The 24,546-nt window shown below is 35.4% G+C and carries 25 protein-coding genes; all 25 read right to left on the bottom strand.

The genetic code is table 11. The features are described 5' to 3' along the window. Nucleotides 1-95: 95 nt before the first annotated feature. The 25 genes from BN1372_RS05735 to fliQ all read right to left on the bottom strand — a co-directional run bounded on the left by BN1372_RS05735 (nucleotide 96) and on the right by fliQ (nucleotide 24,542). Complete coding sequence (locus BN1372_RS05735; protein WP_062197892.1) at nucleotides 96-1,802, bottom strand: proline--tRNA ligase; 1,707 nt, start codon at nucleotides 1,800-1,802, stop codon at nucleotides 96-98. A 30-nt stretch (nucleotides 1,803-1,832) separates the two neighbouring features. Further along, complete coding sequence (gene rseP / locus BN1372_RS05730) at nucleotides 1,833-3,089, bottom strand: RIP metalloprotease RseP (RefSeq protein WP_062197891.1); 1,257 nt, start codon at nucleotides 3,087-3,089, stop codon at nucleotides 1,833-1,835. 20 nt (nucleotides 3,090-3,109) lie between these two features. Further along, nucleotides 3,110-4,258 carry a 1-deoxy-D-xylulose-5-phosphate reductoisomerase gene (locus BN1372_RS05725; RefSeq protein ID WP_062197890.1) on the bottom strand — a complete coding sequence of 383 codons (1,149 nt, stop codon included), beginning with the start codon at nucleotides 4,256-4,258 and terminating at the stop codon, nucleotides 3,110-3,112. Nucleotides 4,259-4,386: 128 nt separating this feature from the next. Continuing rightward, a complete protein-coding gene (locus tag BN1372_RS05720) occupies nucleotides 4,387-5,160 on the bottom strand; it encodes a phosphatidate cytidylyltransferase (protein ID WP_062197889.1) in 774 nt (257 codons plus the stop codon). A 15-nt stretch (nucleotides 5,161-5,175) separates the two neighbouring features. Further along, nucleotides 5,176-5,943, bottom strand: coding sequence for an isoprenyl transferase (locus tag BN1372_RS05715; RefSeq protein WP_062197888.1), 768 nt, complete (start codon nucleotides 5,941-5,943; stop codon nucleotides 5,176-5,178). Nucleotides 5,944-6,011: 68 nt separating this feature from the next. Then, on the bottom strand, nucleotides 6,012-6,569 hold the full coding sequence (frr, locus tag BN1372_RS05710) for a ribosome recycling factor (RefSeq protein WP_062197887.1): 558 nt from the start codon (nucleotides 6,567-6,569) through the stop codon (nucleotides 6,012-6,014). A 1-nt stretch (nucleotide 6,570) separates the two neighbouring features. After that, nucleotides 6,571-7,293, bottom strand: coding sequence for a UMP kinase (gene pyrH, locus BN1372_RS05705; protein WP_062197886.1), 723 nt, complete (start codon nucleotides 7,291-7,293; stop codon nucleotides 6,571-6,573). A gap of 65 nt (nucleotides 7,294-7,358) precedes the next feature. Beyond that, complete coding sequence (gene tsf, locus BN1372_RS05700) at nucleotides 7,359-8,246, bottom strand: translation elongation factor Ts (protein WP_062197885.1); 888 nt, start codon at nucleotides 8,244-8,246, stop codon at nucleotides 7,359-7,361. A 114-nt stretch (nucleotides 8,247-8,360) separates the two neighbouring features. Continuing rightward, a complete protein-coding gene (gene rpsB, locus BN1372_RS05695; RefSeq protein ID WP_062197884.1) occupies nucleotides 8,361-9,074 on the bottom strand; it encodes a 30S ribosomal protein S2 in 714 nt (237 codons plus the stop codon). Between the two features lie 1,167 nt (nucleotides 9,075-10,241). Beyond that, nucleotides 10,242-10,709, bottom strand: coding sequence for a DUF6115 domain-containing protein (locus tag BN1372_RS05685; RefSeq protein ID WP_062197882.1), 468 nt, complete (start codon nucleotides 10,707-10,709; stop codon nucleotides 10,242-10,244). 18 nt (nucleotides 10,710-10,727) lie between these two features. After that, nucleotides 10,728-11,000, bottom strand: coding sequence for a hypothetical protein (locus tag BN1372_RS05680; RefSeq protein WP_062197881.1), 273 nt, complete (start codon nucleotides 10,998-11,000; stop codon nucleotides 10,728-10,730). 22 nt (nucleotides 11,001-11,022) lie between these two features. Next, complete coding sequence (locus BN1372_RS05675; RefSeq protein ID WP_062197880.1) at nucleotides 11,023-12,405, bottom strand: DUF342 domain-containing protein; 1,383 nt, start codon at nucleotides 12,403-12,405, stop codon at nucleotides 11,023-11,025. A 27-nt stretch (nucleotides 12,406-12,432) separates the two neighbouring features. Beyond that, the gene (locus tag BN1372_RS05670; RefSeq protein WP_062197879.1) at nucleotides 12,433-13,188 is read right to left on the bottom strand and encodes a FliA/WhiG family RNA polymerase sigma factor; all 756 of its coding nucleotides are present in this window, start codon (nucleotides 13,186-13,188) and stop codon (nucleotides 12,433-12,435) included. A 1-nt stretch (nucleotide 13,189) separates the two neighbouring features. Beyond that, complete coding sequence (locus BN1372_RS05665; protein WP_062197878.1) at nucleotides 13,190-13,564, bottom strand: hypothetical protein; 375 nt, start codon at nucleotides 13,562-13,564, stop codon at nucleotides 13,190-13,192. Further along, a complete protein-coding gene (locus BN1372_RS05660; RefSeq protein ID WP_062197877.1) occupies nucleotides 13,564-14,049 on the bottom strand; it encodes a chemotaxis protein CheD in 486 nt (161 codons plus the stop codon). Before BN1372_RS05660 ends, BN1372_RS05665 begins: the two co-directional genes overlap by 1 nt. Further along, complete coding sequence (locus BN1372_RS05655; protein ID WP_062197876.1) at nucleotides 14,042-14,683, bottom strand: chemotaxis protein CheC; 642 nt, start codon at nucleotides 14,681-14,683, stop codon at nucleotides 14,042-14,044. The genes BN1372_RS05660 and BN1372_RS05655 overlap by 8 nt, the downstream gene beginning before the upstream one ends. A 21-nt stretch (nucleotides 14,684-14,704) precedes the next feature. Beyond that, complete coding sequence (locus BN1372_RS05650; protein WP_222704676.1) at nucleotides 14,705-15,133, bottom strand: chemotaxis protein CheW; 429 nt, start codon at nucleotides 15,131-15,133, stop codon at nucleotides 14,705-14,707. A 43-nt stretch (nucleotides 15,134-15,176) separates the two neighbouring features. Beyond that, complete coding sequence (locus BN1372_RS05645) at nucleotides 15,177-17,249, bottom strand: chemotaxis protein CheA (RefSeq protein WP_062197875.1); 2,073 nt, start codon at nucleotides 17,247-17,249, stop codon at nucleotides 15,177-15,179. Between the two features lie 16 nt (nucleotides 17,250-17,265). Further along, nucleotides 17,266-18,354 (bottom strand): protein-glutamate methylesterase/protein-glutamine glutaminase, encoded by a 1,089-nt coding sequence (locus BN1372_RS05640; protein ID WP_062197874.1) that lies wholly within the window; start codon nucleotides 18,352-18,354, stop codon nucleotides 17,266-17,268. A gap of 13 nt (nucleotides 18,355-18,367) precedes the next feature. Next, on the bottom strand, nucleotides 18,368-19,234 hold the full coding sequence (locus BN1372_RS05635) for a MinD/ParA family protein (RefSeq protein ID WP_062197873.1): 867 nt from the start codon (nucleotides 19,232-19,234) through the stop codon (nucleotides 18,368-18,370). Then, complete coding sequence (gene flhF / locus BN1372_RS05630) at nucleotides 19,231-20,361, bottom strand: flagellar biosynthesis GTPase FlhF (RefSeq protein WP_062197872.1); 1,131 nt, start codon at nucleotides 20,359-20,361, stop codon at nucleotides 19,231-19,233. Before flhF ends, BN1372_RS05635 begins: the two co-directional genes overlap by 4 nt. Continuing rightward, nucleotides 20,361-22,397 (bottom strand): flagellar biosynthesis protein FlhA, encoded by a 2,037-nt coding sequence (flhA, locus tag BN1372_RS05625; protein ID WP_062197871.1) that lies wholly within the window; start codon nucleotides 22,395-22,397, stop codon nucleotides 20,361-20,363. The genes flhF and flhA overlap by 1 nt, the downstream gene beginning before the upstream one ends. 18 nt (nucleotides 22,398-22,415) lie before the next feature. Then, on the bottom strand, nucleotides 22,416-23,498 hold the full coding sequence (gene flhB / locus BN1372_RS05620; protein ID WP_062197870.1) for a flagellar biosynthesis protein FlhB: 1,083 nt from the start codon (nucleotides 23,496-23,498) through the stop codon (nucleotides 22,416-22,418). Between the two features lies 1 nt (nucleotide 23,499). After that, nucleotides 23,500-24,273 (bottom strand): flagellar biosynthetic protein FliR, encoded by a 774-nt coding sequence (fliR, locus tag BN1372_RS05615; RefSeq protein ID WP_062197869.1) that lies wholly within the window; start codon nucleotides 24,271-24,273, stop codon nucleotides 23,500-23,502. Further along, on the bottom strand, nucleotides 24,273-24,542 hold the full coding sequence (gene fliQ / locus BN1372_RS05610; protein ID WP_062197868.1) for a flagellar biosynthesis protein FliQ: 270 nt from the start codon (nucleotides 24,540-24,542) through the stop codon (nucleotides 24,273-24,275). The genes fliR and fliQ overlap by 1 nt, the downstream gene beginning before the upstream one ends. Nucleotides 24,543-24,546: the final 4 nt, after the last annotated feature.

The following is a 24,546-nucleotide window of genomic DNA, read 5'->3' as shown; positions in this document are numbered from 1 at the left end:
TCTCATGTAAAATGAAAAAAATCCCCCAGTTTATAATGGAAAAAGATTTAACCATTACATGGAGGATAAAAAAACTCTATCATGACAGAGTTTTTTTATAATGCTTGAAAAATTGTAGTTAGTTCAGCTGCTAATTGAGAAACAGCTACTTCCTTCATTTCACCTGTTTTGCGAATTTTCAATTCTACAATTCCTTCGCTTGCTTTTTTACCAACTGTAATACGTACTGGTAATCCAATCAATTCGCTATCTGCAAATTTTACACCTGGTCGTTCTTTCCGATTGTCAAATAAAACATCAAAACGAGCTTTTTTCAATGTTGCATAAATTTCTTCTGAAAGTTGTGCTTGTTCTTCGTTTTTCACATTAACCGGAATTAAATGAACATCGAATGGAGAAATAGCAGTTGGCCAAATAATTCCATGTTCATCGTTTGATTGTTCCACAATAGCAGAGAGCAAGCGGCTTACACCAATACCATAACTTCCCATAATCATTGGTTGGGTTTTTCCTTGTTCATCTAAATAAAGGGCACCCATCGACTCGCTATAACGAGTTCCTAATTTAAACACGTGTCCAATTTCAATCCCGCGTGCAAATTTAATTATACCTTGTCCATCTGGAGATAAGTCGCCTTCTTTAATAAACCGTAAATCTGCAAATGATTGCACCATAAAATCACGATTGACATTAGCATTTGTGTAATGTTTTCCTTCCACATTTGCCCCACAAACGAAATTTACCATCGATTGAACAGCAAGATCAGCAACAACTGTAATCCCTTTTGGAACACTAATTGGTCCGATATTACCGATTTCACACCCCATTTTTTCTTTTACGATTTCATGGGATGCTAATTCTACAAATGCCGCATCAAAATAATTTTTTAATTTAATATCGTTTACTTCATGATCCCCACGAACTAACACAAGTACCAATTGATCATCAACCGTAAATAATAAAGATTTTAATAATTGATGTTCCGAAACGTTTAAATAATTTGCTACTTCTTCCATTGATTTATGTGACTCAGTCTCTACTAATGTTAATTCTTGCTCTTTTTCTATGCTTTTTTCATATTGATTCACACACGGTGCCATTTCAATATTAGCCGCAAAAGAAGAAGAATCACTATACGCAATTGTATCTTCTCCAATTTCAGATAGCGCCATAAATTCATGCGTATCTTTTCCGCCCATTGCCCCGCTATCAGCGATTACCGCACGGAAATTTAACCCTAAGCGAGTAAAAATGCGTGTGTACGCATCAAACATTTTTTGATAACTTTCATCTAATCCTTCTTGTGACGTATCAAATGAATACGCATCTTTCATTAAAAATTCACGTCCGCGTAAAATTCCAAAACGAGGACGTTGTTCATCACGAAACTTTGTTTGAATTTGGTAAAGCGTCATCGGTAGCTTTTTATATGACTTTACTTCATCTCGCATTAAACTAGTAATTACTTCTTCGTGTGTAGCACCGAGTGCAAAATCACGGTTGTTGCGATCTTTTAGTCTCATTAATTCAGGACCGTATACTTCCCAGCGCCCTGATTCTTGCCATAATTCTGCTGGTTGCAACGCTGGCATTAATACTTCTTGCGCTCCTGCTTCGTCCATTTCTTCGCGAACAATTTGTTCTACTTTTCGTAACACTCGGCTTCCTAAAGGAAGAAAACTATACACACCTGCAGCATTTTGACGAATATATCCTGCACGTAATAATAATTGGTGACTTTTAATATCTGCATCACTTGGATTATCACGTAATGTTGGAATTAACATATGTTCTTGTCTCATTCTCTTGCACCTCTATTTGACATCATAAAATTATAAGAAAAATTTTTGAATATCGTTCCATGTGACGACAATCATAAGTAAAAATAACAAGGCAAATCCAATAAAGTGAAAAAGTCCTTCTTTATTTTTATCTACTGGCTTTCCACGTAAAGCTTCCACAAATAAAAATAGTAAGCGTCCACCATCTAATGCAGGAAGAGGTAGCAAGTTAAAAATTCCTAAGTTAATACTTAATACCGCTGCCCACCGCAATAAAATAACGGTTCCTAATTGCGCTGCTTGATCGGTATAACTATAGATTCCAACTGGTCCACTTAATTGGTCAATCCCAACTTTTCCAGTAAATAAATCACCGAGCGCAACAAAAATAAGTTTTGTCCATTGAACCGTTTCTACAGCTCCAAATTTAATGGCGTGACTTACCGAAAATTCGGTTGGAGCATACACTTGGATAACACCTTCTAATTCACCGTCTTGATTTTTTCTTTCATCAGGTGTTACTGTAATGTCTTTCTCTGTTCCATCACGATTAATGGTAAACGTTAAGGACTCTTTTGGATTCTCTCGAATAATTTTCGTCATTTCCTCCCATTTTTCCACGCTTTGTCCGTTAATTGCTAACACTTGGTCGTCCTTTTGTAATCCCGCAACTGCAGCTGGACCTTCTTCGACCACTTTTCCAATTTTCGCTTCATCAATCGGTTTTCCTGCAATTAAACCAGCCGCAATTAAAATAAAAAAGGCTAAAATAAAATTCATGGCAGGACCCGCAAAAATGGTTAAAATTCGATCCCAAACTGGTTTAGAAGCAAACTGACGATCATATGGAGCAATTTGAACTTCTCGACCATTTTCTACATAAAAACTTGTTTTACTTACAGGATAAGTCGCTACTTGATCTTCATCATCGTAAGCACGGATAAACATGCTATGTTCAATGTCTGCTTCTTCAACTGTTACCATTTTTGCATCTGGGAATTTTTCTTTCCCATTCATAATAATTTTATCAATTTCTCCTTTTTCATTTCGCAAAAGACCGATTCGATCGCCTGGTTTTAATTCTAATTTTTCCGGGTCTTCCCCTGCCATTAATACGTATCCGCCTAACGGCAACAAACGAATTGTATACAACGTTTCTTTTTTTCGAATGGAAAATAACTTAGGGCCAAATCCAATCGCAAACTCACGACATAAAATACCTGCTCGTTTTGCAAGCATTAAATGGCCTAATTCATGAAAAAAAACTAATGCACCAAAAATAATAATAAACTTAATAACCGTATCCATTCTTTGTCCCCACCTTTTTTTTATGAGAGTAGAGAATTAACGAATTCACGTGTTTCCTTATCTACTAACTGAATCGTATCTAGACTAGGCTGTTCTAGCGGCTGATGACGATTTAACGCCTGTTCAAGCATTTGTTCAATCGTTAAAAATGATATTTTTCCTTTTAAGAAAAACTTTACAGCAGCTTCATTTGCAGCATTTAATACAGTAGGCATTGTTCCACCTATTCGGCCTGCTTCATACGCATATTGTAAACATTTAAAACGATTAAAATCCATTTTTTCAAAATGAAGTGCACCGATTTCCCATAATTGCAACGATTTTGTGATTGGGAGTGGCAAACGCTTTGGATATGTCAATGCATATTGAATGGGCACACGCATATCAGGTGTTCCAAGTTGTGCAATCACACTTTTATCGGTAAACTCAACCATGGAATGAATCATACTTTCCCGATGGAGAAGGACGTCTATTTGCTCATAAGGAACATCGAACAACCAATGTGCTTCAATCACTTCTAGTCCTTTATTCATCATCGTAGCCGAATCAATCGTAATTTTAGCACCCATGGACCAATTGGGATGTTTCAGTGCTTCTTCCACTGTTACATTAGCAAGTTCATACCGCTTTTTATCACGAAAACTTCCACCAGAAGCAGTTAAAATTAACCGACTAATTTCTTTCTTTTCTCCTGACTGTAAACATTGTAAAATAGCCGAGTGTTCACTGTCTATCGGTAACACTTGCACACCGTAATCTTTTGCTGATTTCATCACGAGATGCCCTGCTGTGACCAATGTCTCTTTATTCGCAATCGCAATCGTTTTCTTTTGTTTAATCGCTTCTAATGTCGGAATTAATCCTACGCTACCAATTATTGCATTTACTAACACATCACTATTTTTATGTGTAGCAACTTCTAATAGTCCTTCTTTACCGTACACAATTTTCACATGACTCGGAACACGTAATGTTAATTGTTCTTTTGCTTCTTTTTCGATCACCGAAACTACTTCGGGCTGAAATTCATGAATAATTTGTTCCGCAAGCGCTAAATTGTATCCAACTGACATTGCGATCAATTGAAACTCTTCTCTATGCGTTCGAATGACATCAAGCGTTTGTGTACCTATGGATCCAGTTGCACCTAGTAAACTAATTTTTCTCATTAGATATGACCTTCTTTCCGTTCAAGCACGATGACGTGAGGTTACGATTTTCATACGAATCGACGTTTATGAACCGTATACTGTTTATTATCTTTCTATATATGGTTGAAAACAATCCGCTACTTTTCTTATATTAATTGTAACAAATGAAGGATAGGAAATACAAAAAGCCAGCTATCGCATCTATCTAGAATACCTCCATGGCCAGGTAAAATTTTCCCTGAATCCTTCACGTCATAGTGACGTTTAAAAGCAGATTCCACTAAATCACCTATTTGTCCAGCTATAGAAATGACAATCGCAACAACAATCGCATACCAAGTGTGGTCAAAAATAGGTGCAAAGATTTGGAATAAAATCGCCACTAAAATGGACCAAATAATTCCCCCGACAGAACCTTCAATTGTTTTTTTCGGACTAATCTCCGGCCAAAGTTTATGCTTTCCAAATTTACGACCAGTAAAATATGCACCGCTATCACTAGCCCAAACGCTAAACAAAATAAAAAACACTAGCAAAAGCCCATTTTCAGCAGCTCTCGTTTGTAAAAAGTAAAAAAAGCCTCCCCCTACATAAAGAGCACTAATAATAATAAAACCAACGTGATCAAACGTATATCGGTTTTTCGAAATTACCGTCACGATTAATGCAAGCATCACATATAAAAGAAGGGTTTCTTTTTGAGGATAAGCGGTTTCTAAGGGTAATAAAATCGTCCACATTCCTAAAAAGGAAACAATTCCTATAGCTGAAAAAGGGGGAATATCTTTCATTCGTAACAATTCATACAATCCAACTGTAGCCATAAGCATAATGAGTAAAGATAAATAAGCATCTCCTAAAATGACAATGCTAATAAACAACGCACCTGCAATAACACCTGTGATTATTCTTTGCTTCATAATATCCTCCTAGTTTTAAACCCCTCCAAAACGACGACTTCGTTTGGAAAACTCTTCGATAGCCTGATAAAAATGTTCTTCTGTAAAATCTGGCCATAAAACATCGGTAAAATACAGTTCTGAATAAGCAATTTGCCATAATAAAAAATTGCTAATCCGTAATTCGCCACTAGTACGAATAAGTAAATCTGGATCTGGCAAAAAGGAAGTCATTAAATAGCGGGAAACGGTTTCCTCTGTAATATCATCTTTTCCATACTTATCGTGGGCTACATCGTCCACAATATGCTTAATAGCTTCTACCATTTCAAAACGACTGCCATAATTTAAAGCAAAATTTAACACAAGCCCTGTATTATTTTTGGTTTGTTCGATTGCTTCTTCAATTGCCTCAAGTGTATAAGTTGGCAATCCTGTTTTCGTTCCAATCATCGTAACCTTTACATTTTCTTCGATTAACTCTGGTAAAAAGCGGGATAAAAACTGATTAGGCAAACGCAATAAAAACTCCACTTCTTTCGGTGGCCGTTTCCAGTTTTCTGTAGAAAATGCATAAAGAGTTAACGCTTCAATACCAATTTTATTTGCTGCCTTTACCGTCGTTCTTACATTCTCCATTCCTTGCTTATGCCCTGCTACTCGAGGAAGTCCCCTACTCTTAGCCCAGCGGCCATTTCCATCCATAATAATGGCTACATGTTTTGGAATGACGTCTAATTCTTGTGTCAACTGTGGTTGTTGTTTGATTTTACTTTTTTTCCATTGGTTAAGTTTGTCAAGCATGAATAAGCCTCCAAGAGTAAACTTAACAAAAAAACCCCCTGACAATAGAGGGTCTTAGTGTTTGTACTTTACACTTCCATAATATCTTTTTCTTTATTATTAGCAACTTCATCAATTTTTGCAATATATTTATCGGTAATTTTTTGAATTTCTTCTGTAGCACGACGAAGGTCATCTTCCGTAATCGTACCTTCTTTTTCTTCTTTTTTAAGATCCTCGTTCGCATCGCGACGAATATTACGAATGGCTACTTTACCTTCTTCTGCATATTTTTTTACAAGCTTTACAAGCTCTTTCCGACGTTCTTCTGTTAATTGTGGCAATGCAAGACGAATAACATTTCCATCATTAGATGGAGAAAGACCTAAATCTGCTTTTTGAATTGCTTTTTCCACATCACCAATTGATGATTTATCAAATGGTTGCACTACTAAAAGACGAGCTTCAGGTACTGTAATCGTTGCTAATTGATTTAATGGAGTGGGCGCTCCGTAATAATCAACCATTACACGATCTAATAGAGAAGGGTTCGCGCGTCCAGTACGTACAGTTGATAATTCACGTGAAAGTGCTTGTACAGCTTTTTCCATTTTTTCTTCTGCTGTTTTCATCACAGTTTGAGACATATTATTTCCCCCTTACAATAGTTCCGATATTTTCACCAAGAACTGCTCGTTTAATGTTTCCTTCTTCCATAATAGAAAACACAATTAACGGAATATCATTATCCATACATAATGATGATGCTGTAGAATCCATTACTTGCAGTCCCTCTTTAATCACATCTAAATACGATAATTCATCATATTTTTTGGCATTTTTATCGACAGTTGGGTCTGCACTGTAGACACCGTCCACATTATTTTTAGCCATTAAAATAACTTCTGCTTCAATTTCAGCGGCTCGAAGCGCTGCTGTTGTATCCGTAGAGAAATACGGATTTCCAGTTCCTGACGCAAAAATTACGACACGTTTTTTCTCTAAGTGGCGAATGGCACGTCTACGAATATATGGTTCTGCTACTTGTCTCATTTCAATCGATGTTTGCACACGTGTTTGAATTCCCATATTCTCTAGACTATCTTGAAGAGCGAGAGAATTCATTACAGTTGCTAACATTCCCATATAATCTGCAGTTGCTCTGTCCATTCCCATTTCACTACCGATTTTACCACGCCAAATGTTTCCGCCTCCAACAACAACGGCTACTTCCACACCTAATTCGATAATTTCTTTTACTTGTTTCGCAATGGATTGGATAACTTTTGGATCAATTCCAAATCCTTGCTCACCTGCTAATGCTTCCCCGCTTAACTTGAGGACAATTCGTTTATATTTCGCTTCAGTCATAGCAACCTCCGACTTGGATGTATTTCTAAAATGAAGGGAACACAAAACGGTGTTCCCTTTTAAAATTAGTCTTTTTTCACTTGAGACATTACTTCTTCAGCAAAGTTATCTTCACGTTTTTCCATACCTTCGCCAACTTCGTAACGGATGAATGATGCTACTTTTGCACCCTTAGCTGCTACGTATTTGCCTACTTTTTGATCTGGATCTTTAATGAATGATTGATCTACAAGACAGATTTCTTCGAAGAATTTATTTAAACGACCAATAACCATTTTTTCAACGATTTTTTCTGGTTTACCTTCGTTTAATGCTTGTTGTTTTAATACTTCTTTTTCGTGTTTTACTTCTGCTTCTGGTACTTGCGTACGATCAATGTATTTAGGGTTTGCTGCTGCTGCATGCATGGCAATATCTTTTGCAACAGTTTCATCTGTTGTGCCAGTTAATGTTGCTAATACAGCGATGCGGCCACCCATATGTAAGTATGCACCGAATGCATCTGCTTCTGATTTTTCTACTACTTCAAAACGACGTAAAGAAATTTTTTCTCCGATTTTTGCAATCGCATTATTTAAATATTCTTCTACTGTTGTGTTTGTGCTTTCCATTTTTTGCGCTAATACTTCTTCTACTGTTTTTGGTGCTTGTTTTAATAAATGAGCTAAAATATCATTAATTACCACTTTAAAGTTCTCGTTTTTTGCAACGAAGTCAGTTTCAGAGTTTACTTCTGCGATTACCGCTTTGTTTCCGTCTACTAAAATTGCTGCTAAACCTTCTGCTGCAATACGGTCAGCTTTCTTCGCTGCTTTTGCAATCCCTTTTTCACGAAGATAGTCAATTGCTTTGTCCATATCTCCATCTGTTTCTACAAGCGCTTTTTTACAATCCATCATACCAGCACCTGTTTTTTCGCGTAATTCTTTTACCATTTGTGCAGTAACTGCCATTATTTATTCCTCCTTATGAGTTAGGTCGATTTTAAATGAATATATTTCTTTCAAAAAAAGGGCGATAAAAGGTAAACCTCCCTTTATCACCCTTTATTCATAAACAAGCTGCTATTATTCAGCAGTTGTAGCTTCTGCCTCTTCGTTTCCTTGGTTCCCTTCGATAATTGCATCTGCCATTTTAGCTGTAAGAAGTTTTACTGCGCGAATTGCATCGTCATTACCAGGAATAACGTAGTCAATTTCGTCTGGGTCACAGTTTGTATCAACAATTGCTACGATTGGAATCTTTAATTTATGTGCTTCTGCAATTGCAATACGTTCTTTACGTGGATCAATAATAAATAATGCATCTGGAATACCAGGCATATCTTTGATTCCACCTAAGAATTTTTCTAAACGTTCCATTTCTTTTTTAAGACCGATTACTTCTTTTTTCGGAAGAACATCGAAAGTTCCGTTCTCTTGCATTTTTTCAAGTTGTTTTAAACGATTGATACGTTTTTGAATAGTAGAGAAGTTTGTTAATGTACCACCTAACCAACGTTGGTTCACATAGTACATACCTGAACGTTCTGCTTCTTCTTTTACAGAGTCTTGCGCTTGTTTTTTCGTACCAACGAATAAAACTTTACCGCCTTCAGCAGCGATACTTTTAATAAAGTTGTATGCTTCATCCACTTTTTTTACAGTTTTTTGTAAGTCGATGATGTAAATTCCGTTACGTTCAGTAAAGATGTAACGAGCCATTTTTGGGTTCCAACGGCGTGTTTGATGACCGAAATGAACACCAGCTTCTAATAATTGTTTCATTGAAATAACTGCCATTTTATTTCCTCCTTAGGTTTTGTTTCCTCCGCATTTCTCATTTTTATCCAAGACTGCAAGGCAGCACCTTTGAATAAATCAAAATACGTGTGTGATTGACACCGTTAGTAATATATCACAACTTTTTTTAAGATGCAAGGGCAACTTTCTTTAAGTTTACCGATTTTTCCAAAACAAAATGCCATTAAATTTGGACACTAGAAAATAGATGTACTGTTTCAACACACCTTTTACCAATGTCTTCAGCTCCTTAATTCAAAGGGAAAGTTTTAGTTGCTTGTTACTCTTCGGCTTTTCTATCTATTTGAAATGTTGGATTCCGCAAGTATCTTTTTCTAGTATTGACTTCATTCCAGTTGAAAAACGATACAGGAACATTTTTATATTATTCTTCCCCTTTATTCCTCTTGCCCGTTCAATTATGATGTGGAAAAAGCCATTTTGTTTCTCAATTTTAGGGACATGACGGTAATGATGATAGATAAAAACATAAATAGTCTATTCAGTCTTTTTAAGAATTTTACACGAGTCCCTTCAAGTTGGAGTTCCTGATTTTGGACACGAAACATTTCCTCTATTCGCCATTTTGTTATGTAAGCTTTCAAAAACAGGACTTCGTCTTTTTTGAAACACATTTATTTGTTAAGAGTACCATTGGCTCCTGACCATAACCGTAAACAACAACCATCGTTAGCTTGCGGTCTTTTAGTGAAGAGATTTCAACCGCTATATATGAGAAACCTTTAAGTCATAAACCCTTCCCTTAATTTTAGAGCGAAAGTTAATTTTCCCTTTCCTTCTTATTGCTAAATCATGTACCGATAATTTTTTATTCTGGTATAGCAAATGACGATTTTTCTTTCATCGAATGATAAAATCATCCTCTTGTTCAAGGACCTTTTGCTCACTGATTTTGATTAATAAGGGACAAAAAAATAGGCATAAGAAGAGACGTTTTTCATCAGAACCTTTTATGCCTATTTTTTATTTAAAAGTCAATTTATATTTTGTGGTAAACGTAAACTACTTTCATTTCTTAACGAATAAATAGTCGAGCACCCCTCTTTATTATGACATACCTGGTTTAGCATGTATTCCGTTTATAAGCGCCCGGCTTATAGCAAATATGCTCTCGCTAAGAGAAACCTTCTTGCTCATTCTTTATATTTATTTTGTGTTGTTTTTTTTCGTAGAAGGGTTAAACTTCAATAATAATTCTACTTCGCCTTTTCCCTTCTTCATCTTTTTTGCAATTTCTTCAATCGATAATCCTTGGTTCGCTAATGTAATTGCCTGCATTGACGGGGAGAAATCATAAATATCTTGTACATTATCTACAGGTAATACCATTTGTTTTTTTATAGTTTGATCTTCTTTTGTCTCTTTTTTACTTTCTTTTGATTGCTCTTTTATTTCATTTTTAACAAGATGTTCTTGATGTATCCATTCTTTTAATTGACGATTTTCTTCTTTCATTTCTTCCATATAAGCTATGAGTAAATCTTCAATTTCTTGTTTTTCTTTTTTCATGTTTTGTAACGTATCTTCTTTTGCATATACTTTTTGGTAAAGAATAACCATAAAGAAAAAAGCAACAAAATGCAAAACAAAACTAATTGCTAATAAAAGAACCATACATACACTCCTTCACTACTACATCGTACAATCAAAGTTTTGACCTTTATATGGGTGTTTTGCAGGCTTTTTCTTTTTTTGTTTGGATTCTTGTTTTTCTTTTTGACGGCGTGCATACTCTGATTTATTTAATTCATTCACTTGTTTTTGTTTTAACGCTTCTTTCCGATTTGCTTCTTCCGCAAGGTGACTTTGCACAATATTAGATTGTTGATTTAATTCGTGTTGCACCTTACCTGCATCATGCGTCCGTGGGAGAGCTACTTGCATTTCGATGTTTTTTAAACTCATCGCACCTATTCCTTTCTCCTTTTTATAATGGTGAAAATACGATTTCTCCGTCCACTAATTTTACTTTAACATGATCATAAGAGCGTTGTAGCTGTTCGTGAAATTTACCGAATACAATTTTGACATTCGGGAATGCTTCTCCACTAATTTCCAATTGAGCATCTTTTGCTTTTTCAAAAATTTCTTGTAATTCTTCATATTCCACCTTTAATGCCGCTAACTTTTCTTTATTTTGTAACGTCGTATTTCGAATGCGCAATAACATAATTCGTTCTTCTGGTGTTAATGGTATTTGGTGTTGTTTTTCACGAAGTTTGTTTTCAATCATCCGTATTTTCTGGTTGGTTTCTTCTAAATTTTGAATTGTTTCTTTTACTTCTTTTGTTCGATCAACCGTTTTTTGATTCACACCTAAATAAACTCTCGTTTTCGTATGAGAATCATTTCCTAATGTGCGCACCATAATTTTCTTTTGACTTGAAATAACTCCACCAACAATTTCCGCACGCTCTCCGTTGCAAATCACTTGCCCACCCGCTGTTACTTGGCTATGCATAATCATTTGCTCCACGATAACGTCGCCATCTGCCTCAATCACACCCTGATTAATGTAACGAGTTTGAATGTTTCCCTTTGCCTTGATATATCCTTTTTGCGCACCAATAATACCATTCCTTACATATACTGTTCCACCAGCTTCTAAATGAGATACTTCCACAATTCCCTCGACAATGATATCTCCACCTGCGATAATTTTATATCCACTAGGTACACTACCGTGAATATGCACATGTCCGATAAAATCAATATTTCCTGTTTCTAATGAAATATCCCCGCGCACTTCATAGACAGGATTAATGCTTAAACTATTTTTATTAACACCAATTTGTCCATCAATCGTCGCAGTTATTTCCTGTGTATCCTCGTTAAAACTAGTATTTTTACCAGAACGAATCCGAATATCTTTTCCTGGACGTGGTTGGATTTCTTCTCCGGAGACATTTAAACCTGGTGTACCAGCCGTTGCTACTATTTTTTTTGCTATTACTTCATCTTTTTTTGCCATTGGAATTTTCACAAGATTGCGATAATCAATCCAATCACTATCGCTTAATTCCTTTTTTTCTATTGTTTCTTTTAATCCAGGAGCTAGCCATTCGATATAGGCATCTTCCCCATTCACTGGACTTTTTCCTTTAGCAATTTCAATAGGATAATCTAAAAAATTAGGAGAATTAGCAATCCGTTCTACTTCCTCTTCTCTAATCCCATATGTAATAGATTGTTGATTTAAAAACTGCAACAAGTCGTTTTTTGTTAGTACTATTTCGTTTGGTACTTCTTTCTTTAACTGAATAAATACTATTAATTTATTTTGCGTAAAGCGAATTTGAAAATATTGCAATAGCTCTATTTTAACCACCTCCCAAAATTACATTAAATAATTTCGCAAACGACTAATTGCTTTAGAGTGAATCTGTGAAATTCTTGACGTAGATAATCCTAATAATTCCCCAATTTCAGTTAATGTTAATTCTTCAAAATAAAATAACGTAATGACGTATTGTTCTTTTTCATTTAACTTTTCAATCACAGATCCTAATTGTTCAATTTTTTCTTTTTTTAACACTTCTTCTTCTGGTGTTGATTTTTTATCATCACGAATTAGATACTTCAACTCTTCTTTATTTGTCGTATCTTTATTCGTATCATCCATTGATAACACATGAACCATTAAACTATCATTCATCAACGATTCCACTTCATCTACAGATATATTTAATCGCAAGGCTACTTCTTCTGGCGTAGCATCACGCATGAGTTCCTGTTCTAACGTTTCAATCGTTATTTCTAATTTTTTTATTTTATCTCTCAACGTTCTAGGAATCCAATCTTCTTTGCGCAATCCATCAATAATAGCACCACGAATACGAAACGAAGCATACGTATCAAACTTTAATTCCCTTGTCGGATCAAACTTTTCTAGTGCATCATATAAGCCCATCATTCCATAACTTTTCATTTCTTCTTTATCTACATTTTTAGGTAAATTCATTAATAATCGATGAACGTGGTAATGAACTAATGGCATATAAATGCGGAGCAAATGATCAGCTGCTTGAGGTTCCCTTGCCTCTATCCACTTTTCCCAGTACTTTTCATCTTCTACTGTTAAAACGTGAGACATGTTACTCCTCCTCTTCATTCAAAAGTGTGCGAATTACTTTTGAAGATTGTTCCACTTTTTCATCCATAATTTTCGGTAATTGTTCGATTGAAATTTCTTCAAATGGAGGCTTCGATTCTTCTTGTTCTATTTGCTCTTTATCTGCAAACTCCTTTGACTCCTCCGCCTCCGCTATCACTTGTTCTTCCTTTTGCTTTTTAACGGACTTAGAAAATAAATAATCAAATAAAATTGTTATACTTATCGCCCCAATACCAGATAGAAAAGCCCTAATTATTGACGTTCCCCACGTATTCACCGGTAAGGAAATAATCAATATTAAGATAAAAATAAATAGAAAAAAAATACTATGAATCCCAATTTTCATTCTATGCATTATATTTCTTTAACTCCTTGTTTCACTGTTCGAACCATTAACATATTTGTTTCAGTGTAAAACTCTATCGTTCTCCCACTATTTCCACCGCAATCTTCGGAAATAATCGGAATACGAAATTTTCGCAATTGCTGTTTCACAGCTTCCACATTGCGCGGACCAATCCGCATCATCTCATTGGTAGAAGTGAAATGAAACATTTCTGCTCCTCCAGCCATTTTTGCTTTTAGCCGAGAAGATGCCCCCTTTTTCATCAGCTTAGACAATAATTTTTCAATAGCTGTATCTGCATACTTACAAGGATTAATCATACCTGCTTTCATCAAAGTAGAATTTGGCAACATCACATGAGCAAGACCGGCAATTTGTTTTACTTCATCATAAATAACGACCCCTACACAAGAACCAAGACCAGCAGTACGAATAGAACCAGGTGCTGTTACAATATTCATATCTGCTATCCCTACTTTTACAACACTACTCATCCAGCGAAACTCCTAGTGATTGAAAGATTGTTTCAAAAGCACTTGGATCTGGTAATAAAAAAAAGTATCCATTAATATGGTTTGATACTTCTTCATCTATTTCACTAAAACGAGTATCAATTACAATAGCCATATCTGTATACCTAGCTAATTCATTTAATCCAAAGCTCAAAATTGCACCTGCCATATCAATACTTGAAGCGGGAGTTGAAGGTGTTAAACGTAATTGCGTAAAATCGGAAAATGACGATAAGTAAGAGCCAGCCACGATATTTCCTACTTCTTGAAGCGCTGACATTGCTAATTCAGACTCTTCTCCTTGTTCTAGCGTTACAGTAGGATCCCCCATTAACCGTTGTAACAATGCTGATGCATCTTTGACAGGCATAATAAAATAAATCGTTCCTGGTGCACCACCTTGTATTCGGCAAAAAACAGATGCGATAATTTCCTCTGGACCACCTACGAGTTGCATCATTTCATTAAAAGACATAATTCGAACGGCTGGCACACTCATATCTACTTTTTTATTAAGTAATTGAGAAAGTGCGGTTGCTGCATGCCCCGCACCAATATTCCCAACTTCTTTTAATGCATCTAAATGAAAGCTTGTAATTTTCGAAAACAAGTCCATAACATTTCCCTTCAATCTCCATTAATTTTTTTCTTGTTCGAGCACTTTTTCAAGATTTAATAAAATTAATAAACGATTATCTACTTTTACGACACCTTGTAAATATTCCTCATTCACTTCCCCTGTATCTGGCGGTAGCTCTACTTGATGCATTGGTAAGTCAAGCACGTCATTGGCCGCATCTACAATCAGTCCAACTTCAATATCACCCACAGAAACAATAATAATTCTTGTACTATCTTTGTACTCACTTTCTCCTAAATGCAGTCGCTTACGAAGATCAATAATTGGCGTTACTACTCCTCTTAAATTAATAACCCCTCTTACAAACGGGTGCGTACCCGGAACTCTCGTAATATATTCCATCCGTTCAATACCTTGGACTTGATGAACGGGAATACAATATTCTTCATTTTGTAATTGAAAAACAATGACTTTTGATTCATCCATCATATTCGTCTCAGAAAAATTTTCCATTATAACCCATCCTTTCCTATTTAATCAACGCATTGCAATCAACAATTAAAGCGACTTGTCCATCACCTAAAATGGTTGCCCCGCTAATTGCAAATACATTTGTTAAATAGTTTCCAAGAGATTTTAACACTACTTCTTGTTGTCCAATAAAAGAATCTACTACTAATCCTGCTAATTTTTCTCCTTTGCGAACGATAATAATCGAATAAAATGCATCGACTTTTTCTGTCGCTTGTGGTACATCAAAAATATCATTTAAAAATAATAACGGTACAATTTTCCCCCTAAAATCAATTACTTTTTTTCCATGTGCACTAAAGATATCTGATTCTTTAATAATAGCTGTCTCGATAATAGAAGATAATGGAATGGCATATTTTTCTTTTTGCAATTCTACTAACATAACAGAAATAATAGATAACGTTAATGGTAACTGAATAGACCATAAACTACCTTTATTTTTCTCCGAATCAACAGAAACACTACCACCTAATGCTTCAATCGTACTTTTCACGACATCTAGTCCAACCCCTCGACCAGATACATCTGATATTTTTTCTGCTGTTGAAAAACCAGAAGCAAATAATAAATTATATACTTGCTTATCTGTTAATTTTTCTCCTTGCTCTGGTGTGATAATCTCTCGTTCAATCGCTTTATTTAAAATAACATCACGATTAATTCCAGCGCCGTCATCTTCTATTTCAATAAATACATGATTTCCACTATGATACGCTCGAAGAGTCACAGTTCCGGCTTCTGGTTTTCCTTTTTTTACACGTTCTTCCGGCATTTCAATACCATGGTCAATCGCATTTCGTAATAAATGAACAAGCGGGTCCCCTATTTCATCAATCACAGTACGATCTAGTTCGGTTTCTGCACCGATAATGTCTAAATTTATTTTTTTATTTAAATCTCTAGCTAATCCTCGAACCATGCGCGGGAAGCGATTAAATACTTGGTCCACTGGAACCATTCGCATTGTTAAAATAATATTTTGTAAATCACCCGTTACGCGAGACATACGTTCTACTGTTTCATTTAAATCTGCTTTATTTAACTCATGAGCAATTTGTTCTAAACGTCCTCGATCTACCACTAACTCTTCAAATAAATTCATTAAAATATCCAAACGTTCGATATTGACACGGATTGTTTTAGAACCAACTGTAGCACCTTTTCCTTTTGGTGTTGCTGTTTTTTTCTTTTCCACCCCTTTTTTTGCCACTTTTTTTTGCTCTTTAGAGTCTTCTTCTTGCTTTTTCGTCGGCTCTTGCATTGCTTCCTTATTTGATACGTCTGTTTCGTTAATTTGCAATGTGTCTACTACTACAGATTCTAATTCTGAAACTTTATTAATCTTCGCTTCGATATCTTCTTTTGGCTCTTTGGAAATAATGGCAATGGTAAACGTTAAATCAAATTTTTCTTCTTCTAAATCTTCTACAGAAGGTTTCGACTTAATAACTTCTCCTAATTGCTCGATAATTTGAAAAATCATATATACTCGTACCGCTTTTAACATACATGTTTCTTGTAACGTTACCGTCAGTTTGTATGGTGTAAACCCTTGTGCCATCGAATCTCGTAACACCGCTAATTCGTATTGATCGAATAACTCGTTATCAGTTGATTCTACCGCAGGTGTAGGGACCGTTGTCGTCTCATTTTTTGACTGTTTTTTATTCACAGAGCTAATAGGTGATTCCCCGCTTTCGATTGCTTTTAAAAGTTCTACAATCTCTGTCACATCACGTTTTCCATCTCCTCCTTCGGCAATTGAAACGACCATTGCCTCAAGGTCATCTACAGAACGAAACACGATATCTAAAAGTTCTGTCGTTACCGTAATTTTATGATTACGTATGGCGTCTAGTACATTCTCCATTTTATGTGTTAGATTCGCTAAATCTTCATATCCCATCGTTGCAGACATCCCTTTTAGTGTATGTGCTGAACGGAAAATCTCATTTACGATATCGATGTTTTCTGGATTTTGCTCTAATTCTAATAAGTTATCATTAATCGCTTGCAAATGTTCTTTACTTTCATCGATGAAAACGTCTAAATATTGATTCATATCCATAGTTTTTGCCCCCATATTAACGAATATATTTACTAATCGTTTCCGCAATTTTTTCTAAAGGTACTACTTCTGTTACATCGCCTGTTTCGATTGCCGCCTTTGGCATTCCAAACACAACAGATGTTTTTTCTGACTCTGCAATCGCTGCCACTAAGCGACCACTATTTTTTAATACTTGAAGTCCTTTGGCACCATCGCTTCCCATGCCAGTCATTACTACAGCTACTTTATTAAAATCACGTAACTCTTCTGCAACCGATGCAAACATCGGATCCACAGCAGGTCGATGTCCGTTTGCAAGCGGCGATTGATCAAGCACAATTTTCACGTTTTGATTTATTTTTTTCACTTTTAAGTGATAAGCTCCTTTCGCGATATACACAACACCACTTTCAAGCATCTCCCCATCTTCTGCCTCTTTGACGGGTATTTGCGAAAGATGATTTAAACGATCTGCTAATGATTTTGTAAACCCAGGTGGCATGTGTTGTACGACTAGTACTGGAGCATTCAAATTTTTCGGAAATTTTGTTATTACCTCTTGTAATGCCTGTGGACCGCCTGTTGACGTTCCGATACAAACAATTTGATGGAGTAACGTTTTACTATCCTTTTTCTTCTCTACTTGTTCCTTTTGGGAAGCACGAACGTTTATACTTGGTTTTATTGATTGTACATTTGATGACTGCCGAACCATTTGACGGATATTCGCTTTACTAGCCGATACGACTTTTTCAATTACTTCTTCTTTTACTTTGTATAAATCAAGCGAAATGGCACCAGACGGCTTAGCAACAAAATCAATGGCTCCTCGTTGCATTGCAACAAACGTAGCATCTGCCTCTTCTGCTGTAGAACTACTTAGCATTACTACTGGTTTTGGATTTGTTCTCATTAATTTTGATAAAGCCGTTAATCCATCCATCACTGGCATTTCTATATCGAGTGTAATGACGTCAGGATTCAATTGTTGCACTTTTTCTAACGCTTCGTTTCCATTTTTAGCAACCCCAACTACTTCAATGCGCCGATCCTCATTTAAAAAATCGGAAATTAATTTGCGCATAAAAGCCGAGTCATCTACCACTAACACACGAATCTTCATGGCAATTATTATCCTACCTTTCTTTAAAAAAACGTTTTAGTTTGGATATAAACGCTGGGAAAAGTCTTTCTTGATTCAATCGCTCGTCTTCTTGTAAATAACAGGACCCTATTTTTTCGATTGCTACACTTGCTTTACAATTAGGATACGCAATAATAAATGGGCTTTGCTCATATACTGCTTTTGTTACATGTTCATCATTCAAAATGACACCAAGTAAGTTAATTTTTTTATGTAAAAATCGCAAAGCTGCCTGTTGAATTCGTATTCCAACTTCTTTCCCTATTTTTTCTGAGTGCGCCCGGTTCATCACAACTGAAAACGGGAAAGTCGAATCATGACGATGAATCGTTTTTATTAGTGCATAAGCATCAGCAATGGATGTCGGTTCGGGTGTCGTTATCACTATTGCATCGTTCGTCGCTTGAATAAAGGATAAGCTACTTTCTGATAAACCTGCTCCCATGTCAAAGAAAATAAAATCATACTGACTAGAAATTCGTTCTAACTCTTTTAAAAAATATATAAAATGTTTATCTGATAACGAAAAAATATCACCAATTCCATTTCCACCTGCAATAAATTCAATACCAAGCGGGCCTTTAGTCATCACTTGTTCAATCGCTAATTGATTTTGAAAAAAATCAATTATATCTAATGCACCAGTTCCACCTAGTAAAATTTCGATATTCGCCATTCCAATATCCATATCTACTACTAGTACTCTTTTCCCTCTTTTCGCAAGAAAAATCGCAAAATTTAAAGAAAAATTAGATTTTCCTACTCCACCTTTACCACTAACAATACTTACTACTCTAGTCTGTTTTTGAATATTTTGTTTTAATACGTGCATTCGTAACACATCTGCTTGATCGTTCATTCTTCACTTTCCCCTTTAAGCAGTTGTTGAATAATGTATTGTGGAGTAGCTTCTATCATATCGTCCGGTACATTTTGTCCGGTTGTGACATAAGAAATCCCACGTGAGAAGGTAAACATAAAATCAATCATACCGCCGATGGAACTTGTTTCATCTAATTTAGAAAAAATAATTCGATTAATATCTAATCGCTCCGAAAACTGTTCATAGACTTCTTTCATGTCTTTTGGTTTACTCGTTAATGCCAATACAAGAAACGTTTCCATTTCTTCATCAAAATCAATTAAGGTTTTTAACTCTTTCACATAATGTTCATCACGAAAATTTCGTCCTGCTGTATCAATAAACACAATGTCATGATGTTGAAATGTTTCTTTTGCCCGTTTAAAATCATCGATATTATATGCTACCTCTATTGGTACATTTAAAATTTGAGCATATGTTTTCAATTGCTCCACCGCTGCAATTCGATACGTATCGGTCGTAATCATCGCTACTTTTTTCTGTTTTTGCAAACTACAAATAGCTGCTAATTTGGCAAGGGTGGTCGTTTTTCCAACACCAGTTGGTCCAAGCAAAGACACATATTTTTTTTGAAACGATAATCCTTCATACGAAAAAGACGTAAGCTCTTGAAGTAAATATTGTTTCAGCTGTTTTCGAACGATACCAATGTTTTCTTCTACCAAAGCTGGTTCTTTTTCTAGCAATTCTTCAATCCAACGTTGAATCCATTCTTCTGGCACTTCTTGATTCAATAGTTGAAGATATATCTTCTGAATTGATTGTGGATATTGTGCATAATCTGTTACTTTCGTTTTCAAATGAGTCACAATTGATTTTAACTCTTGCATTTCATGCAATAAAAGGTCCGTTTCGCCTCCATCTTTTCCGTTCGTTCCGTTGTTTTTTTTTACCTTTTTTTCTTTTAACACACTTTTCATCGGGATATCTTTTTCTGCGTCTAAAGCGGCGATTACTTCGATATTCTTTTTTTTAAAAAAGCCTAAAAAACCACCTGTATAGACCACTTTCGAATTTAAGATAATGGCATCTTTTCCTAATTCTTTTTTTATTTTTTCACTGGCTTCTGCCATGGTAGGGGCTATATATTTTTTCACTTTCATCAGCTATTCACTACTCCTACACTTTGAACTTCAATTGTCGATTCTAATTCGTTATATGATAACACTGGAATATTGGAAAAATAACGTTCAATCAATTGTCTTACGTACATCCTAATAGCAGGTGAACATAATAATATCGGTGTTTGACCCATTCCTGGAAATTGATTAATTTCTTGTGCAATCGTTTCAAGAAGTTGGTTTGACCGATTCGGATCCATTGATAAAAAGGTTCCATGTTCCGTTTGTTGCACACTTTCTGCAATTTCTTTTTCTACATTAGCAGATAACGTAATGACACGTAACGGTTCTCCCTCCATCGCATATTGGGTTGTAATTTGTCTAGCTAACGATTGTCGTACATATTCTGCAATTAATTCTGGGTCATTCGTCATTGTTGCATAATCTGCAATCGTTTCGAAAATAATCGGTAAATTACGAATAGAAACACGTTCTCGTAATAATTTTGCTAGAATTTTTTGAATCTCCCCTACACTTAGTGGATCCGGTGTAACTTCTTCTACTAGAATAGGATATTGTTCTTTTAAATGGTCAATTAATTGTTTTGTTTCTTGTCGACCAAGTAATTCATCTGCATGTCCTTTAATAATTTCTGTTAAATGGGTTGATACAACAGAAGGAGGATCTACTACTGTGTACCCAGATAACTCTGCCTTTTCTTTCGTTTCTTCTGTAATCCATTTCGCTGGCATACCAAAGGCTGGTTCTACTGTATCAATCCCGTCAATCGATTCATCTTCTACCCCTGGGCTCATCGCTAAATAATGATCTAGTAAAATCTCTCCACGAGCCAATTCTTGTCCTTGTAATTTAATCCGATATTCATTTGGTTTTAATTGAATATTATCTCGAATTCGTACAATTGGTACGACAATCCCAAGTTCTATCGCAAGCTGACGACGAATCATAACAATTCGGTCTAATAAATCTCCACCTTGTGAAGTGTCCGCAAGCGGGATTAACCCATATCCAAATTCAAATTCTATCGGATCTACTTGTAATAAATTCACGACACTTTCAGGACTTTTTAACTGATCCGTTTCAATGTCTTCCTCTGACTCCATTTCAACCATCTCTTGCTCTTTTGTTTGATTGCGTAATATGAAGTATCCTCCTACTCCTAGTACAAGAGCAATCGGTGTCGTAATAAGTGGATTAATTGGCGTTACAATACCGAGTAAAAAAATTGTCACGCCTGACACATATAATAATTTTGGAAAAGCAAGTAATTGTTTTGTAATATCTTCTCCTAAATTTCCATCGGATGCTGCCCGGGTCACAATAATACCAGTAGCAGTTGAAATTAATAAGGCAGGAATTTGCGACACTAATCCGTCTCCAACCGTTAATAACGTATACGTTTGGACCGATTGGCCAAAATCAAGACCTTGTTGCAACATTCCAATGACAATTCCAAAAACCATATTAATAATGACAATAATAATCCCGGCAATCGCATCCCCTTTGACGAACTTACTTGCACCATCCATCGCTCCATAAAAATCGGCTTCTCGTGAAATTTTTTCTCGTCTCTCTCTTGCTTCTTGCTCAGAAATCATGCCAGCATTTAAATCCGCATCAATACTCATTTGCTTCCCTGGCATCGCATCTAACGTAAAGCGAGCAGATACTTCAGAAACACGTTCTGCTCCTTTTGTAATAACGATAAATTGAATAATAATTAAGATAATGAACACAACAAACCCAACTAGTGCATTTCCTCCAACTACGAACTTTCCAAACGTATCAATTACATTCCCCGCCTCTCCTTTACCTAAAATAGAACGAGTCGTTGATACGTTCAAACCTAAACGAAATAACGTTACTAGTAATAATAACGATGGAAAAATGGAAAATTGTAATGGTTCATTTGTATTCATGGAAACTAAAATAATTAGTAAAGCTAAAGCAATGTTAATAATAATTAAAAAATCTAGTAATACCGGTGGAAGAGGGATAATTAACATACTAATGATGATAATAACACCGATAATGACACTTAACTCTCTTGCTTTCATACGTTCTCTCTCCCTCCATTATGCTTTGTTTCGTAAACGATACACATAAGCAATGATTTCTGCGATGGATTTATAAAACTCTTCTGGAATAACATCTCCAATTTCCGCTTTACTATATAACGCCCTAGCTAGTGGCTTATTTTCAACCATAACAATTTGATGCTTTTTTGCGACTTCTTTGATTTTCATTGCTAAATAATCGACACCTTTGGCAACGATAATAGGAGCATCCATTTGCTCATCATTATACTTTAATGCAATCGCATAATGGGTAGGATTTGTAATAATGACATCTGCATTTGGTACTTCTTGCATCATTCGTTGCATCGCCATTTGTCGCTGGCGCTCTTTGATTTTTGATTTGATAAGCGGGTCACCCTCTACTTTTTTATACTCATCTTTTATATCTTGTTTGGACATTCGGATATTTTTTTCAAAATCATATTTTTGATATGCATAATCTAAAATGGCAAGGAAAATAAGTAAAATAGACGTGGCAAGTCCCATTTGAAAAGTTAATTTAGCAATGATAATCAAAGCATTTTCAATAGAATGTTCACTCAGCTGCATCACTTGCTCTTTATTCATAAAAAGAATAGTAAACGTCACAATTCCTACTAATGTGATTTTCAATAATGATTTTAATAATTCAACAATAGCACGCAAGGAAAAAATTCGTTTAAAACCTTTGATTGGATCAATTCTTTCCAATTTAAATTTAATCGCATCTGTTGAGAATAATGCACCAACTTGAATAAAATTAGAAAAAATACCAGCAACAAGCGCTACCGCTAACACAGGCGCAACAATAACGACCGATTTCATCGTTACTTTTACAAACATTTGGTGAATATTTTGTTCATTTATATCCATTAACAAATCATATGTATAAAATTCAACAAAAAAGCCAATAATTTCATCGCGCAAAAATCCAGCGATAGAACCTAAAAAAAGAAACACAACTAATAATGAAATCGCTGTATTAATATCGTTACTTTTTGCTACTTGCCCTTTTTTTCTCGATTCCTGACGTTTTTTTGGAGTAGCTTTTTCTGTTTTTTCTCCAGCAAAAAATTGTAAATTAAGCTTTAAAACATACACGTTACGACGCTCCTATCAACAACATAAAATCACGCATAACAACGGCCATTTGTTCTACAATATATTGGATTGTCATAAACAAAATAGGCATAATAAAAAGAATAACAACAAACCCAGCTAAAATTTTTAACGGTAATCCGACAACAAACACATTCACTTGTGGAACAGTTCTTGCAATAATCCCTAATGCTACATCGAGCAAAAAAATGCTTCCGACAATGGGAATAGCCATTTGAAATGCGATTAAAAACATTGCGGATACCGTTTTTAAGACAAACATTGGGACTGCTTCCTTATCAAACGGGAAAAAAACGTCTTGTAAAGGAATAAATTGATAACTATAAAAAATGCCATCTAACAGTAAATGATGGGCATTTACAGCAAACATAAAAATGATGGCTACAATATAAAAATAACGTCCAATGAGTGGACTTTGAACACCGGTTTGTGGGTCAATTACGTTTGCAATCGCAAACCCTATTTGATAATCAATAAATCCACCGGCTACTTGTAAAGCATACGTCATTACGGCAGCGATAAAACCAATAAATAAGCCGACTAGCGCTTCTTTTATAATAAGTAAAAAATAAAATTGGTTAACATCTAATGAAGCATCGACACTATAAAACATCATCCATGAAAAAAACAGAGCTAAACCTAGTTTAAACGTATTAGGAATGTTGCGATAGGAAAAGAGTGGTGCTGTTACAAAAAAACTTGCAACGCGCACCAAAATTAACAAAAAGACAGGAAATTGATTAAATACACTATCCATCATCCGATAAACCTATGTAAATTATTAAAAATATTAAATGTAAAAGTAACCATTTGTTGCAACATCCACGGTCCAAAAAATACTAATCCTACTAAAACAGCCACAATTTTTGGAATAAAAGCTAATGTTTGCTCTTGAATTTGTGTCGTTGCTTGAAAAATACTAACAATTAGTCCAACCACAAGGGCTAATAGTAATAAAGGCCCTGCGATTAACAGCGTGACATATACACCTTGTTCTGCAATTCGCAGAACTGCATCTTGACTCATTCAT

Origin of the sequence: Massilibacterium senegalense, assembly GCF_001375675.1 — a bacterium.
GTDB classification, from domain to species: domain Bacteria; phylum Bacillota; class Bacilli; order Bacillales; family Massilibacteriaceae; genus Massilibacterium; species Massilibacterium senegalense.
This window is presented reverse-complemented; position numbering and strand designations above follow the sequence as displayed.